We start from the raw sequence: 14,900 nt of genomic DNA, 5'->3' as shown, positions 1-14,900 counted from the left end.
GGGTTTTTCGCCCTCTCCCGGAGGGGAGAGGGCCGGGTATTAGCGTTTTTCACCATTGCTGGCGATAACATTTTTGTACCAGTTGAAGCTCTTCTTACGTGAGCGCGACATATCTCCGGTGCCATCATCATGTTTATTCACATAAATAAACCCGTAGCGCTTACTGTACTGCCCGGTAGTAAACGACACACAGTCAATGCAGCCCCAAGGGGTATAGCCCATCAGATCAACGCCATCATAGGTTACGGCTTCCACCATTTCGTTCACATGCGCCCGCAGATAGTCAATACGATAATCATCGTTAATGCTGCCATTTTCTTCGACTTTATCGTACGCGCCAAAGCCATTCTCGACGATAAACAGCGGCTTCTGGTAGCGTTCGTAAAGCTCGCACAACGCATAGCGCAGGCCAACCGGGTCAATCTGCCATCCCCAGTCGGAGGCCTTAACGTGCGGATTCGGCACGCTACCTTCAAACCCGGAAATCGCATCGCCGCTGCCGCCGTCGGCTTTCACCGCGTTGGTCATGTAGTAGCTAAAGCCCAGGTAAGCACAGGTGCCGTCACGCAGGATCTGCTCATCATTCGCTTCCATATGAATGGTAAATCCGCGACGTTCCCATTCGTTCAGCACGTAAGAAGGATAGTATCCACGCAGCTGCACATCGGTGAAGACATAACGCTCGCGCATGGATTCTTGCGCATACATCACATCTTCTGGCTTACAGGAGAAGGGATACAGCGGAACCATCGCTAGCATACAGCCGACCTGCATCGCCGGATTAATACGCCGCGCCGCACTCACCGCCAGGGCGCTCGCCACAAACTGATGGTGAAGCACCTGATACATGGTCTCTTCCGGGTTCTCATGTTCGGTATATACCACGCCGGAACAGCAGTAACCGAACAGCGGAGCACGCCAGTTACGCTGGTTATTGATTTCATTAAAGGTCATCCAGTATTTGACCTTGTTCTTGTAGCGCTCAAATACCACTTCAGCAAAGCGCACAAAGAAATCGACAACCTTACGGTTGGTCCAGCCGCCGTACTGCTGAACCAGATGCAGCGGCATCTCGAAGTGAGAAAGGGTGATCACCGGTTCAATATTGTATTTAAGCAACTCATCAAACACGTCGTCGTAAAACTTCAGCCCTTCTTCATTCGGCTGAGTCTCATCGCCCTGCGGGAAAATGCGTGTCCAGGCGATAGACGTACGAAAGCACTTAAAACCCATTTCAGCAAAGAGTTTGATGTCTTCTTTATAGTGGCCGTAGAAATCGACCGCTTCATGATTGGGATAGTATTTTCCCGGTACGATCTGGTCAGTGATTTCCCGCGGAACGCCGTGCGCACCACCGGTTAATACATCGCAAATGCTCGGGCCTTTGCCGCCTTTGTTCCAGCCGCCTTCAACCTGATGCGCCGCTACCGCGCCGCCCCATAAAAAGTCTTTCGGTAAGGTTAGTTTTTTCATCTGCGCTCAGTCTCAAATTAATACAATCTGATTTTGAGTCTAACAAAGGGGAAGTAAATGTCACGATATAACAAAATAGCGCTAATGTGATTTGTTACATCCGAAAAACAGACTGTTTTTTTACGCTAATTTTTTCGCCAGTTTACGGCCGATTGATTCCAGAATATAAATAACAGGAATTTGAGTAGTAATATCATAAACCCCTGCAATACGCGTTTGTGGCGCGTGCCAGGAGAGATTAAAATCCGCCAGTTTTGCCAGGCGTGACTGTTCATGGCTGGTCACGGAGAGCACTTTGCAGTTATGCAGACTAAACTGGGTGGCAAAACGCAGGATCTCTTCTGTTTCTCCGGACACGGAAAGCACAATTGCCAGGGCATTTCTGGCCATGTCATTAGTGACCGGAAAATAGGGGTCGTCGATGTGATTACTAAATTTTCCAACATTTGAGAAAAAACGCGCGCCATATTTTGCCAGCGCGCCAGATGTTCCCGCGCCAACGAATATTATGCGCTCTGAGGATAAAATAATATCAACAGCACGATCGAGTAGTTTGTCAAATTCGTCGTTATTTACACCTTTAAAAAAACTAATAATTTCACTGGCGCCGAAATTAGCCTGTTGCGGTTCTTCCTGCTCTAAATATAATTTAAAACGCAGACGAAACTCTGAATAACCTTCACACTTCAGTTTGCGACAAAAACGCAGCACGGTAGTTGTCGACACGTCCACGGCATCAGCCAGCTCGCGAATGGTCATGTACATGACTTTGTCACGGTTCTTAATCACATAGTGATAGACCAGCATCTCAAGATTGTTGAGACTGGCGACAGCGGCGTGGGAGAACATACTCACAATGGCAAAACTCACTCATCAGACTTCATCCAGGGAGAATAATAACATGCAGGCCAATGACATCACTTTTTTTCAGCGCTTTCAGCCGGACATTCTGGCCGGGCGAAAAACGATTACGCTCCGTGATGCGTCCGAATCTCATTTTAAAACGGGCGATATCCTGCGGGTCGGGCGCTTTGAAGACGATGTGTATTTCTGCACTATTCAGGTTGTCGGCACTTCAACCGTGACATTAGACACGCTGACTGAAGATCACGCCCGTCAGGAAAATATGACGCTTGATGAGCTTAGAAAGGTGATTGTCGGGATCTACCCAAATCAGACACAGTTTTATGTGATTGATTTTAAATGTGTTTGATTTAATGCTTACAAATGTTAGCTGAATAATTATGATTAATTTATTGAATTTAAAGGATTTATGTATTTAATCTAATTATTTTAGCTAACAGGTGTTCACTGGAACTATTCTCAGTTACGCTAAAAGCGCAATCACGAGCGTGTTCGCTTTTACGGAGAATTCTATGGTTCAAAAGGCAATAACCCCTCAGGGATACACACTGGCAGAGGAAATCGCCAACAGTATCAGCCACGGTATTGGGCTGGTATTTGGCATTGTCGGGCTGGTGCTACTGCTGGTTCAGGCCGTAGATAGCCATGCCGGACCTATGGCGATTACCAGCTACAGCCTGTACGGCGGCAGCATGATCCTGCTGTTTTTGGCCTCAACGCTGTATCACGCGATCCCGCATCCGCGGGCTAAGACCTGGCTGAAAAAATTTGATCACTGTGCGATTTACTTATTAATTGCCGGAACCTACACGCCTTTTTTGCTGGTTGGCCTGAATTCTCCGCTGGCGCACGGCCTGATGGTGGTTATCTGGAGTCTTGCCCTGCTGGGGATCGTCTTTAAGCTGACGATTGCCCACCGGTTCGAGATGCTGTCGGTGATAACCTATCTGACCATGGGCTGGCTATCGCTGGTGGTTATTTATGAAATGGCCGTCAAGCTGGCGGCGGGAAGCGTGGTACTGCTGGCAATTGGCGGGCTGGTCTATTCGCTGGGGGTTATTTTTTACGTTTGCGAGCGCATTCCCTGGAATCATGCTATCTGGCACGGCTTTGTTCTGGGTGGCAGCATCTGTCATTTTCTGGCGATTTATCTGTACATTGCCAGCGTCTGAACGTCCCGGCGGCGTTGCGCCGGCCGGGATGCTTTTATTCCCGTGAAGCGTTAACTTTCTTCCAGCGAATAGGGCAGCGGCTCAATGTGCAGGGTGTTTGCGTCATCGCGTACGCGGAAAACGCTGTCCGGCTCCATATCGTTATTCATGACCGCCTGAACCCGCAGACTGCCGTCATCAAGCTGCACGGCTGCCAGAATGGTGCCGGTACGACGCCAGTTCTCACCCATTTGCAGTTCCAGATCTTCTCCAGCTTCCGGTACACGACTGGCCTGGCCTGCCAGCGACCACAGCGCGCGTTTGTTAGCACCGCGGAACTTGGCGCGCGCCACCATCTCCTGCCCGGTATAGCAGCCTTTTTTAAAGCTGATACCACCCAGCGCCTGTAAATTGGTGGCCTGCGGAATAAACTGCCCGCTGTTTACCGCGTCGATAACCGGCAGACCCGCTTCAATATTCAGCGCCAGCCACTGCTGGCTATTATTCAACTGCGCTTCACCGCGCAGGGCGTCGGTCACGCGCTGCGCGGTGGCGGCATCGGTTACCAGCAGAAAGCGCTCGCCGGGGTGGGCAAACCACAGCACCGAGGTGTCGCCTTCTTTAACCATCTGCTTTTCGGCATCCGGCAGTTCGCTAAATAAATTCGCCAGCGCCGCGCGCGCCTGAAATCCGGCCACGCCGAGTAGAACGGACTCGTCGTCAGCAGCAATGGCCACTTTGGAGAAGACCGCGTACTTTTTCAGCTCGTTAAGCTGCGCATCGCGCAGGCTGCGGCGCTCAATCCAGGCGAAGCCACCGGCGTGATGAAAAATGCGCATGTTGCTCCACATCTTCCCTTTGGCATCACAATGTGCCGCCAGCAGGTGCTGATGCTCCGTAAGCGCAGCCACATCGGCGGTCACCTGGCCCTGTAAATATTTTTCACTGTCCGCGCCGGTAATGGTCGACAGCGCCCAGTCGTCAAGCGTCATAAGCGTCAGCGGCAAACGTGCAGAAGCGGAAGGCTGGCGCGGAGGAAACGGAGTAAATGACATAGTAGTGTCCTGGTTGCATAACGCGAAGTAACAATATCTCTCATGGTAAAAGAGCCTGTTGCCATTGCAAGCGCTTTTAACACGCCTTTTGTGCCGTTTCTGATGGCTGTCATGTTGCGTCATATCAGAGAAATGATTAATTTTGCAGGATTTTAAGTGGAATCCAGCTCGCAGACCGCAAGAATCCTGTAAGGTAAGTCGTCAAAACGCGTTACACTCATTGCGATATAGCGACGCAGGATTGAAAACATGGATATTACTAACAAAGCCCGTATCCACTGGGCGTGCCGCCGCGGTATGCGCGAACTCGATATTTCCATCATGCCTTTCTTCGAATACGAGTACGACACGCTGAGTGACAATGACAAACAACTGTTTATTCGTCTTTTAGAATGCGACGACCCAGACCTGTTCAACTGGTTGATGAATCACGGAAAACCCGCTGACGCTGAGCTACACCGCATGGTGCAATTAATTCAAACACGGAATCGGGAACGTGGTCCTGTGGCAATCTGATTTACGCGTCTCATGGCGCTCACAGTGGCTATCGCTTCTGCTTCATGGTGTGGTCGCCGCTTTTGTTTTACTGATGCCCTGGCCGTTAAGTTACATGCCATTATGGCTGCTGATGTTATCGCTGGTCGTGTTTGATTGCGTGCGCAGCCAACGGCGCATTAACGCACGTCAGGGTGAGATTAAACTCATGACCCGTTCCCGTTTGCGCTGGCAGGGTCAGGAGTGGGAAATTATTGGCACGCCGTGGATGCTGAAAAGCGGCATGATGCTGCGGTTGAGAAAACCCGGCGGCAGGCGGCAGCAGCATTTATGGCTGGCGGTCGATAGTATGGATCGCGGGGAGTGGCGCGATTTACGCCGGTTAATAATGCAACAACCGGCGTAACGCAAAGTCAGGCTCAGGAGAAATGCTCTGCCATTTCGATAAGGATCTGTTCGCACCACGTCTCAATGCGCTCATCGCTCAGATCATACTGGTTGGTTTCATCCAGCGCGAGACCGACAAACAGCTTACCGTCGGCAATAACCGGGATTTTGCTGGTAAATTCATAGCCGTCGGTAGGCCAGTAGCCAATAAATTTGACCTCATGGGTCGCCAGGCGATCGTGCAGCATGCCGAGTGCGTCAAGAAACCACTCGCCATAGCCCAGCTGATCGCCCATCCCATACAGGGCCACCAGTTTGCCCTTCAGATTGAGCGTGCTCAACTGATCCCAGACGGCTTCCCAGTCTTCCTGAATTTCGCCGAAATCCCAGGTAGGAATGCCCAGAATAAGGACATCATACTGCTCCATTAGCGAAGGAGAATCGTCCTTCAGGTTGTGTAACGTAATCAGTTCCGGCCCGATAATGTCGCGAATTTTCTCCGCGGCCATCTCGGTATAGCAGGTGCTGGAACCGTAAAAAAGACCGATATTCATGGCGTAAATGTCTCAATTCTTCTCATGACGTTGCGCTCAGTGTACCAGAAACGCGAATTAATCAGGCATAATGCAGCAGCAGAAGGGGGAAAGAGGCACAGATGGAAAAGGATCTCGCACGTATAGAGCAGTTTCTTGATGCGCTCTGGCTTGAACGTAACCTCGCGGAGAATACGCTTAGCGCCTATCGTCGCGATCTGACCATGCTGGTGGAGTGGTTACATCACCGGCAGTTGTCTCTTGCCCAGGTGCAGCATGACGATCTCCAGGCGCTGCTGGCCGAACGGCTGGCGGGGGGGTATAAAGCGACCAGCTCCGCCCGGCTGCTAAGCGCGATACGGCGTTTTTTCCAGCACCTGTATCGGGAAAAGGTGCGTGCGGACGACCCCAGCGCGCTGCTGGCGTCACCAAAACTGCCGCAGCGGCTGCCTAAAGATTTATCCGAGCAGCAGATTGAACGTCTGCTGCAGGCGCCGGTGACCGATCGGCCGCTGGAACTGCGCGACAAAGCGATGCTGGAAGTGCTTTATGCCACCGGCCTGCGCGTCTCTGAACTGGTCGGATTGACAATGAGTGATGTCAGCCTGCGTCAGGGCGTAGTGCGGGTGATCGGCAAAGGGAACAAAGAACGGCTGGTGCCGCTGGGAGAAGAGGCGGTCTACTGGCTGGAAACGTACCTTGAGCACGGGCGACCGTGGTTGCTAAACGGCGTCTCGATTGACGTCCTGTTTCCCAGCCAGCGCGCGCAGCAGATGACCCGCCAGACCTTCTGGCATCGCATAAAACATTACGCTCTGCTTGCCGGGATCGATAGCGAGAAGCTGTCGCCGCACGTACTGCGTCATGCTTTTGCCACTCACTTACTGAATCACGGTGCGGATTTACGCGTCGTGCAAATGCTACTGGGCCACAGCGATCTTTCCACGACGCAAATTTACACCCATGTCGCCACTGAACGTTTAAGACAATTACATCAGCAGCATCATCCGCGCGCGTAATTGCCTACTCTAAAAGGATATTGTATGAAAAAAGGTTTGTTGTTCCTCTCGCTGATGACCCCGGTATTTACCGGTCTGGCCCACGCGGACGACGCTGCCATCCAGCAGGCGCTGGCAAAACTGGGCGTGCAAAGCTCAGACATTCAGCCTGCACCTGTCGCCGGAATGAAAACCGTGCTGACCAACAGCGGCGTGCTCTATGTCTCCGACGACGGCAAGCATATGATCCAGGGGCCGCTGTATGACGTTAGCGGCGCTCAGCCGGTCAACGTGACCAATCAGATGCTAATGAAGCACCTGAATGCGCTGGAAAAAGAGATGATTATCTATAAAGCGCCGCAGCAAAAATACGTTATCACGGTCTTCACCGACATCACGTGCGGCTACTGCCACAAGCTGCACGAAGAGATGAGCGATTACAATGCGCTGGGCATCACCGTGCGCTATCTGGCCTTCCCGCGCGCGGGCCTGCAAAGCCAGCCGGAAAAAGATATGAAGGCGATCTGGTGTGCGAAAGATCGTAACAAAGCCTTTGACGATGCCATGAACAGCAAGGGCATTAAGCCAGCATCCTGTGATATCGACATTGCCAACCACTACGCGCTTGGCGTGCAGTTCGGCGTCAACGGCACACCTGCCATCGTGCTTAGCGACGGCAACGTCGTGCCAGGTTATCAGGGGCCAAAAGAGATGAAAGCCTTTCTTGACGAGCATCAGAAACAGACTGGCGGTAAATAATTCGCGTGAAACAACCGATACAACTACGCCGCCGCGAGGTGGATGATACTGCAGAGCTTCCAGCCGACCTGCCCGATTTATTACGGCGTTTGTACGCGGGCCGCGGCGTGAAAAGCGCGAAAGATCTGGAGCGTGGCGTCAAAGGGATGCTGACGTGGCAGCAACTGACCGGCATTGATAAAGCGGTCGGGATGCTCTACAACGCGCTGCGTGAAGGGCTGCGGATTGTGGTCGTCGGTGATTTTGACGCCGACGGTGCAACCAGTACCGCGCTTAGCGTACTGGCACTGCGGGCGCTGGGTTGCGAAAGCGTGGCGTATCTGGTGCCCAACCGATTTGAAGATGGCTACGGCTTAAGCCCGGAAGTGGTCGATCAGGCCCACGCCCGCGGCGCGCAGATGATCATGACCGTGGATAACGGCATCTCGTCGATTACCGGCGTTGAGCGGGCGCACGCGCTGGGGCTTCCGGTGCTGGTGACCGATCACCATCTGCCCGGTGACACGCTGCCGGATGCCGACGCGATTGTGAATCCAAATTTACGCGACTGTGATTTTCCGTCCAAGTCGCTGGCCGGCGTGGGTGTCGCATTTTATTTAATGCTGGCGTTGCGCAGTCATCTCCAGCAGCAAGGCTGGTTTGAAACCCGCGGTATTGCGCCGCCTAAACTGGCCGAGCTACTGGATTTAGTGGCGCTCGGCACGGTGGCCGATGTCGTACCGCTGGATGCTAACAACCGTATTCTCACCTGGCAGGGGCTAAACCGTATTCGGGCGGGCCAGTGCCGCCCCGGTATTAAGGCGCTGCTGGAGATCTCGCGTCGGGAGCCGCACCGTCTTGCTGCCAGCGATCTGGGTTTTGCGCTGGGCCCCCGGCTGAACGCAGCCGGACGACTGGATGACATGTCGGTGGGCGTTGCGCTGCTGCTGTGTGACAACATTGCCGAAGCCCGGGTGCTGGCCAGTGAACTTGATGCGCTAAATCAGACGCGTAAAGAGATCGAGCAGGGAATGCAAATCGAGGCGCTGGCGCTGTGTGAAAAACTGGAGCGCAGTCGTGAGGCGCTGCCCGGCGGGCTGGCGATGTACCATCCGGAATGGCATCAGGGCGTAGTGGGTATTCTGGCATCCAGAATCAAAGAGCGTTTTCACCGTCCGGTGATTGCCTTTGCGCCCGCAGGAGACGGCACGTTGAAAGGCTCTGGTCGTTCTATCGCCGGGCTGCATATGCGTGACGCGCTGGAGCGGCTGGACACGCTGTACCCGGATCTGATCATTAAATTCGGCGGTCATGCGATGGCGGCGGGGCTTTCGCTGGAGGCGTCGCGCTTCGACGAATTCCAGCAGCGCTTTGGCGAGCTAATCACTGACTGGCTCGATCCCGCTCTGCTACAAGGCGAAGTGGTTTCTGACGGTCCGCTCTCTCCTGGCGATATGACCATTGAAACTGCCGAAATGCTGCGTGACGCCGGTCCCTGGGGGCAAATGTTCCCTGAACCGTTATTTGACGGCCGCTTCCGCCTGCTGCAACAACGCATCGTCGGTGAACGCCATCTGAAAGTGATGGTCGAGCCGGTTGGCGGCGGTCCTCTGCTGGACGGTATTGCATTTAATGTCGATACCAGCTGCTGGCCGGATAACGGCGTACGGGAGGTGGAGCTGGCGTATAAACTTGATATTAATGAGTTTCGCGGCAACCGCAATTTGCAGATTATTATTGACCATATCTGGCCCGTATAGCGTTTTAAAATGCCGCCGTCCCGGCGGCATTTTTCACTGCTGGTTATTTCACTCCCGGCAGACGTTGCCAGTACATCCCGACTAATTTTGTGTGTATAAAAAAAGCCGTAAATTGGGTACAATCTCACCCTTATAACTGTATTTTGATACGTTCAATAAAAGAAACCTGACTATGTTTGAAATTAACCCGGTAAAGAACCGCATTCAGGATCTCACAGATCGCTCCGGCGTTCTTAGGGGGTATCTTTGACTATGATGCGAAGAAAGAGCGTCTCGAAGAAGTAAACGCCGAGCTGGAACAGCCGGACGTGTGGAACGAACCTGAACGTGCTCAGGCGCTGGGTAAAGAACGTTCCTCTCTCGAAGCTATTGTTGAAACCCTCGATCAAATGTCTCAGGGACTGGAAGATGTCTCCGGGCTGCTGGATCTGGCTGTCGAAGCCGAAGACGAAGAGACCTTCAACGAAGCCGTTGCAGAACTCGATGTGCTGGAAGAAAAACTGGCCCAGCTGGAGTTTCGTCGCATGTTCTCTGGCGAATATGATAGCGCCGACTGCTACCTCGATATTCAGGCCGGTTCTGGCGGTACAGAAGCGCAGGACTGGGCCAGTATGCTCACGCGCATGTATCTGCGCTGGGCCGAAGCTCGTGGTTTTAAAACCGAGATTATTGAAGAGTCTGAAGGTGAAGTCGCCGGCATCAAATCCGTGACCATCAAGATTATCGGAGATTACGCTTACGGCTGGTTGCGTACCGAAACCGGCGTTCACCGCCTGGTGCGTAAAAGCCCGTTCGACTCCGGCGGACGCCGTCATACCTCGTTCAGCTCTGCGTTTGTGTACCCGGAAGTTGACGAAGATATTGATATCGACATTAACCCGGCGGATCTGCGCATCGACGTTTATCGCGCCTCGGGTGCGGGTGGTCAGCACGTTAACCGTACCGAATCTGCGGTGCGTATTACCCACATTCCGACCAACACGGTCACCCAGTGTCAGAATGACCGTTCCCAGCATAAAAACAAAGACCAGGCCATGAAGCAGATGAAAGCGAAGCTTTATGAACTGGAAATGCAGAAGAAAAACGCTGAGAAACAGGCGATGGAAGATAACAAGTCTGACATCGGCTGGGGTAGCCAAATCCGTTCTTATGTCCTTGATGACTCCCGCATTAAAGACCTGCGCACCGGGGTTGAAACCCGCAATACGCAGGCCGTGCTGGACGGCAGCCTGGATCAATTCATCGAAGCAAGTTTGAAAGCAGGGTTATGAGGAACCAACATGTCTGAACAAAACGTACAGAGCGCTGACGCGGCGGCCGATCTTAATAATGAGCTAAAAGCGCGTCGCGAGAAGCTTGTTAGCCTGCGTGAGCAGGGCATTGCTTTTCCGAACGATTTTCGTCGCGATCGCACCTCAGACCAACTGCATGCTGAATTTGATGCGAAAGAGAATGAAGAATTAGAGGCGCTGAACATTGAGGTCTGCGTTGCCGGTCGTATGATGACCCGCCGCATTATGGGTAAAGCCTCTTTTGTCACGCTTCAGGACGTTGGCGGCCGCATTCAGCTTTATGTTTCTCGTGACGATCTGCCGGAAGGCATCTACAACGAGCAGTTCAAAAAATGGGATCTCGGCGATATCCTCGGCGCGAAAGGTAAACTGTTCAAAACCAAAACCGGTGAACTGTCTATCCATTGCACCGAGCTGCGTCTGTTAACCAAAGCGCTGCGTCCGCTGCCAGACAAATTCCATGGCTTGCAGGATCAGGAAGCACGTTACCGTCAGCGTTATCTGGATCTCATCTCTAATGATGAATCGCGTAACACATTTAAAGTGCGTTCACAGATAATGGCCGGCATTCGTCAGTTCATGGTTGGTCGCGGCTTTATGGAAGTCGAAACCCCGATGATGCAGGTGATCCCGGGTGGCGCAGCGGCACGTCCGTTTATTACCCATCACAATGCGCTGGATCTGGACATGTACCTGCGTATCGCGCCGGAACTGTACCTGAAACGTCTGGTCGTGGGCGGCTTCGAACGTGTATTCGAAATCAACCGTAACTTCCGTAACGAAGGCATTTCCGTACGCCATAACCCAGAGTTCACCATGATGGAACTCTATATGGCGTACGCAGATTATAAAGATCTGATCGAGCTGACCGAATCGCTATTCCGCACCCTGGCGCAGGACGTCCTGGGCAAAACCGAAGTGCCTTACGGCGACAACGTGTTTGATTTCGGCAAACCGTTTGAAAAACTGACCATGCGTGAAGCAATCAAAAAATACCGTCCGGAAACGGACATGGCCGAGCTGGATAACTTTGACTCTGCCAAAACGATTGCGGGATCTCTCGGCATCAAGGTTGAGAAGAGCTGGGGTCTGGGTCGCCTGGTCACTGAGATTTTTGAAGAAGTGGCGGAAGCGCATCTGATCCAGCCAACATTCATTACCGAATACCCGGCAGAAGTGTCTCCGCTGGCGCGCCGCAACGATGAAAATCCGGAAATTACCGATCGCTTTGAATTCTTTATCGGCGGTCGTGAAATCGGTAACGGCTTTAGCGAGCTGAACGACGCTGAAGATCAGGCCCAGCGCTTCCAGGATCAGGTTGACGCGAAAGCGGCTGGCGATGACGAAGCGATGTTCTTCGACGAAGACTACGTGACCGCGCTGGAACACGGTCTGCCGCCGACGGCGGGTCTGGGTATTGGTATCGACCGTATGGTAATGCTGTTCACCAACAGCCATACCATTCGTGACGTGATCCTGTTCCCGGCAATGCGCCCGGTTAAGTAAGTCATGCTATGCCGGATGAGGCTTCTTATCCGGCATTTCCTCAACGCAGACTGTATTCTTGCAGTAATATACGCATAGAATCGTTAGCCGATTGCTGCACCATCCACGGACTGAACGCCCACGGCGTCGCGGCAAGCGCGCTGAATAACGCATCCAGCGTGACCCACTGGTAATCCATTACCTCATCAGCATTGACGTTGATATCACTGGCGACCTGCGCGGCATAAACCGGGCACACCTCATTTTCGATAATACCGGACGGATCGGTTTCACAGTAACGAAAGGTGGGATGAACCGGAACCAGATGGGTAATTTCAAGGCCCAGCTCAAAGTGACAACGGCGAGAAATCGCCTGCTCAAACGTCTCTCCCTGCTGAGGATGACCACAAACTGAGTTGGTCCACACGCCGGGCCAGGCTTTCTTCGCCAGGGCGCGACGCGTAACCAGTAGCCGCCCCTCGGTATTAAACAACCATGAAGAAAAGGCGAGATGCAATGGCGTTGAAGTGGTGTGTGCAGCATACTTTTCCAGCGTGCCGGCGGGGTTTCCCTGCGCATCCAGTAAAATGACGTGTTCCCTGAACATAACTGCTCCTGACGATAAAAATAACCCGTTTGTTTCTGCGGGCCACTGTTTCTTCAGACACCAAGGGTAGCGCATCAGTAAGAGAAAGGCATTATCAAAATAAGCCTGACGCCGATCGAATCCAGGAAAATCCTTATGAACATATGCCGCTGGCAGCGGCTGTTTGTGCCAGATATAGTTACCGGCAATGATGCAGAGAATAGCGCGGGATATCCTTTCCCGGTGCAATAGATTGGGCATATGGCTTAGGACTGCTATGATAAAGCGTCTTACAATACCGCGAGGATCTGTTTTGAGAGCAGGACGCCTGAATAAGAAATGTTTACGTATGGCGATGTTGCTGTGCGCAGGTCTGCTGCTGGCGGGCTGTTCGAGCCAGTCTGATTCAGACGGCAACGTATATACCGTTAAGCGCGGCGATACGCTTTCCCGCATTGCACGTCTGACCGGAACCAGCGTGCAGGATCTGGCGCGAATGAACGACATCTCTCCGCCCTATACCATTGAAATTGGGCAGAAGCTTAAGTTTAACAGCCGTGCCACCGCCGGGAAAAAAGCGACCAGAAGCACAAAGACCGCTTCCCGTCCGTCATTGCCACCCGTTTCCTGGCCGCCCGTGGGCGACCGCTGCTGGCGCTGGCCGACCAGCGGCACCGTCATTCTGCCCTACTCATCGTCAGATGGCGGCAATAAGGGAATTGATATCACCGCCCCACGCGGTCAACCGATCTATGCCGCAGGCGCCGGAAAAGTGGTATACGTGGGCAACCAGCTGCGCGGTTATGGCAATCTGATTATGATCAAGCACGGTGAAAACTACATCACCGCTTACGCGCATAACGAAACGTTGATGGTCAACAACGGACAAAATGTGAAGATTGGTCAGCAAATAGCGACCATGGGCAGCTCGGATACCAATTCCGTACGCCTGCACTTCCAGATCCGCTACAAGGCTACGGCCATTGATCCTGTCCGCTATCTGCCGCCGCAGGGCAGTAAACCAAAATGCTAACGGCGAATTAATCGCCAGTCAGCGCGCGGGTCCCTTGTCAGATGGTGCGTAAAGTTTATAATGCTTCACGCACCTCAACGCGGGCGTAGTTCAATGGTAGAACGAGAGCTTCCCAAGCTCTATACGAGGGTTCGATTCCCTTCGCCCGCTCCAGTCTCAAGCCTCCTGACGTCTGGCAAACTCAATTTCCCATTGATAAATCAGCAGTTATAGCATTCTGTTAGCCTGTTGAACGCAATGGCACTCCCCAGGGTCAGGCTCAACGTAAACCGCATGTATTTAACGTTAGTTAGTAAGGCAAAGTAGTTTTGAAAGCCTCTGGTTGCGGAGGATTGCGAGCGTTTTTCAGCAGGTAATGTTTCGGGTAACCAGAATAAAGACATCAGCATTAATATTCCGATAATCGCCAGCAGCCAGAAAATGGCATGCCACGAGGTGACTTTAATCATCTGCCCGCCGATCAGGGGCCCGGCAATCGGCGCGATGGCCATGATGATCATCAGTGTCGAAAGCATGTGTGCTGCACGAGTACGGCTAAACAAGTCGCGGATCATTGCTCGAGCCAGCATCCGGCCGGTACAGGCATCCAACGCCCATAACGAGCGCTAATCGGTCCCCATAACAGTTGTGCGATGCAAAAGCCGATAAGGAACCCTGTGATTGTCAGCTCTGCATCTCCCTGCAAATCGTTGTCCATCATGGGCATAGCGGTCAGATGAATATCGGTTGATAAAGAGGTGACAGCCATCAGGGCGCTCAGAATGAGTTGAAATGAGAGACCGATTTTTGTAGCTGACTGTGTACGTGCCTGTTGATTAAGCATGATGATCCGTTAAGCATGAGGAGAGAAGGATATGTTAACGAGTTTGTGCTTATTAATAATCACAGCGGGAAGGATAGAGACTATGAAGAGTATTCATTAATCATTTTGTATCAGAGACAGGACGCAATGAGAAAAATAGGCACAGTGCAACTACCTTTGATTGGCGCGGGATATTCCTGTTTCAGATACGCCATCATCAGGTGAATAAATCAGCCGCGCAATTTTTC

At 52.6% G+C, this 14,900-nt stretch carries 15 protein-coding genes, 1 tRNA gene and 1 pseudogene; 11 read left to right on the top strand and 6 right to left on the bottom strand.

The features are described 5' to 3' along the window. Positions 1 to 39: 39 nt before the first annotated feature. Both AC791_RS01330 and AC791_RS01325 read right to left on the bottom strand, forming a co-directional pair. Complete coding sequence (locus tag AC791_RS01330; protein ID WP_049838686.1) at positions 40 to 1,473, bottom strand: 6-phospho-beta-glucosidase; 1,434 nt, start codon at positions 1,471 to 1,473, stop codon at positions 40 to 42. Positions 1,474 to 1,593: 120 nt separating this feature from the next. Next, positions 1,594 to 2,322, bottom strand: coding sequence for a MurR/RpiR family transcriptional regulator (locus AC791_RS01325; protein ID WP_049838685.1), 729 nt, complete (start codon positions 2,320 to 2,322; stop codon positions 1,594 to 1,596). A gap of 52 nt (positions 2,323 to 2,374) precedes the next feature. On the opposite strand from AC791_RS01325, the gene yqfB reads away from it, so the two are divergent. Beyond that, positions 2,375 to 2,686: a N(4)-acetylcytidine aminohydrolase gene (gene yqfB, locus AC791_RS01320; RefSeq protein WP_049838684.1), complete on the top strand. Its 312-nt coding sequence runs from the start codon at positions 2,375 to 2,377 to the stop codon at positions 2,684 to 2,686. Between the two features lie 163 nt (positions 2,687 to 2,849). Next, complete coding sequence (gene trhA, locus AC791_RS01315) at positions 2,850 to 3,509, top strand: PAQR family membrane homeostasis protein TrhA (protein WP_049838683.1); 660 nt, start codon at positions 2,850 to 2,852, stop codon at positions 3,507 to 3,509. A 50-nt stretch (positions 3,510 to 3,559) separates the two neighbouring features. Here trhA and ygfZ read toward each other — a convergent pair whose 3' ends face one another. Beyond that, positions 3,560 to 4,543, bottom strand: a complete 984-nt coding sequence (ygfZ, locus tag AC791_RS01310) for a tRNA-modifying protein YgfZ (protein WP_049838682.1) — start codon at positions 4,541 to 4,543, stop codon at positions 3,560 to 3,562. A 249-nt stretch (positions 4,544 to 4,792) separates the two neighbouring features. On the opposite strand from ygfZ, the gene sdhE reads away from it, so the two are divergent. Next, positions 4,793 to 5,059, top strand: coding sequence for an FAD assembly factor SdhE (gene sdhE, locus AC791_RS01305; RefSeq protein ID WP_049838681.1), 267 nt, complete (start codon positions 4,793 to 4,795; stop codon positions 5,057 to 5,059). Next, the gene (locus AC791_RS01300; protein WP_049838680.1) at positions 5,040 to 5,444 is read left to right on the top strand and encodes a protein YgfX; all 405 of its coding nucleotides are present in this window, start codon (positions 5,040 to 5,042) and stop codon (positions 5,442 to 5,444) included. The genes sdhE and AC791_RS01300 overlap by 20 nt, the downstream gene beginning before the upstream one ends. A 13-nt stretch (positions 5,445 to 5,457) precedes the next feature. Here the strand turns inward: AC791_RS01300 and fldB are convergent, their stop codons facing one another. Further along, positions 5,458 to 5,979 carry a flavodoxin FldB gene (gene fldB, locus AC791_RS01295; protein WP_049838679.1) on the bottom strand — a complete coding sequence of 174 codons (522 nt, stop codon included), beginning with the start codon at positions 5,977 to 5,979 and terminating at the stop codon, positions 5,458 to 5,460. Positions 5,980 to 6,080: 101 nt separating this feature from the next. On the opposite strand from fldB, the gene xerD reads away from it, so the two are divergent. The 5 genes from xerD to lysS all read left to right on the top strand — a co-directional run bounded on the left by xerD (position 6,081) and on the right by lysS (position 12,252). Further along, positions 6,081 to 6,977 carry a site-specific tyrosine recombinase XerD gene (gene xerD / locus AC791_RS01290; protein WP_049838678.1) on the top strand — a complete coding sequence of 299 codons (897 nt, stop codon included), beginning with the start codon at positions 6,081 to 6,083 and terminating at the stop codon, positions 6,975 to 6,977. 24 nt (positions 6,978 to 7,001) lie between these two features. Then, positions 7,002 to 7,715, top strand: coding sequence for a bifunctional protein-disulfide isomerase/oxidoreductase DsbC (gene dsbC, locus AC791_RS01285; protein WP_049838677.1), 714 nt, complete (start codon positions 7,002 to 7,004; stop codon positions 7,713 to 7,715). 5 nt (positions 7,716 to 7,720) lie between these two features. Continuing rightward, the gene (gene recJ / locus AC791_RS01280) at positions 7,721 to 9,454 is read left to right on the top strand and encodes a single-stranded-DNA-specific exonuclease RecJ (protein ID WP_049838676.1); all 1,734 of its coding nucleotides are present in this window, start codon (positions 7,721 to 7,723) and stop codon (positions 9,452 to 9,454) included. A gap of 172 nt (positions 9,455 to 9,626) precedes the next feature. Beyond that, positions 9,627 to 10,725 (top strand): peptide chain release factor 2 gene (prfB, locus tag AC791_RS01275; RefSeq protein ID WP_148677733.1). Its coding sequence is split into 2 segments (ribosomal slippage): positions 9,627 to 9,701 and positions 9,703 to 10,725, totalling 1,098 coding nucleotides; the frame shifts between segments, so codons are not numbered across the junction. 9 nt (positions 10,726 to 10,734) lie between these two features. Continuing rightward, positions 10,735 to 12,252 (top strand): lysine--tRNA ligase, encoded by a 1,518-nt coding sequence (lysS, locus tag AC791_RS01270; RefSeq protein WP_049838675.1) that lies wholly within the window; start codon positions 10,735 to 10,737, stop codon positions 12,250 to 12,252. A gap of 40 nt (positions 12,253 to 12,292) precedes the next feature. Here lysS and idi read toward each other — a convergent pair whose 3' ends face one another. Next, positions 12,293 to 12,838, bottom strand: a complete 546-nt coding sequence (gene idi / locus AC791_RS01265; RefSeq protein WP_049838674.1) for an isopentenyl-diphosphate Delta-isomerase — start codon at positions 12,836 to 12,838, stop codon at positions 12,293 to 12,295. A 292-nt stretch (positions 12,839 to 13,130) separates the two neighbouring features. Between idi and actS the strand changes: the two genes are divergently transcribed. Both actS and AC791_RS01255 read left to right on the top strand, forming a co-directional pair. Beyond that, the gene (gene actS, locus AC791_RS01260; protein WP_072094270.1) at positions 13,131 to 13,850 is read left to right on the top strand and encodes an amidase activator ActS; all 720 of its coding nucleotides are present in this window, start codon (positions 13,131 to 13,133) and stop codon (positions 13,848 to 13,850) included. A gap of 79 nt (positions 13,851 to 13,929) precedes the next feature. Further along, a tRNA-Gly gene (locus AC791_RS01255) sits at positions 13,930 to 14,003 on the top strand. Between the two features lie 65 nt (positions 14,004 to 14,068). On the opposite strand, the pseudogene AC791_RS01250 reads toward AC791_RS01255, so the two are convergent. Further along, positions 14,069 to 14,673, bottom strand: a pseudogene (locus AC791_RS01250) (MFS transporter); the annotation flags it as partial. Between the last annotated feature and the right edge of the window lie 227 nt (positions 14,674 to 14,900).

The sequence above is a fragment of the Klebsiella sp. RIT-PI-d genome, assembly GCF_001187865.1.
In the GTDB taxonomy this organism is placed as follows: Bacteria; Pseudomonadota; Gammaproteobacteria; order Enterobacterales; family Enterobacteriaceae; genus Superficieibacter.
The sequence above is the reverse complement of the archived record's forward strand: the minus strand, read 5'-3'. Positions and strand labels throughout refer to the sequence as shown.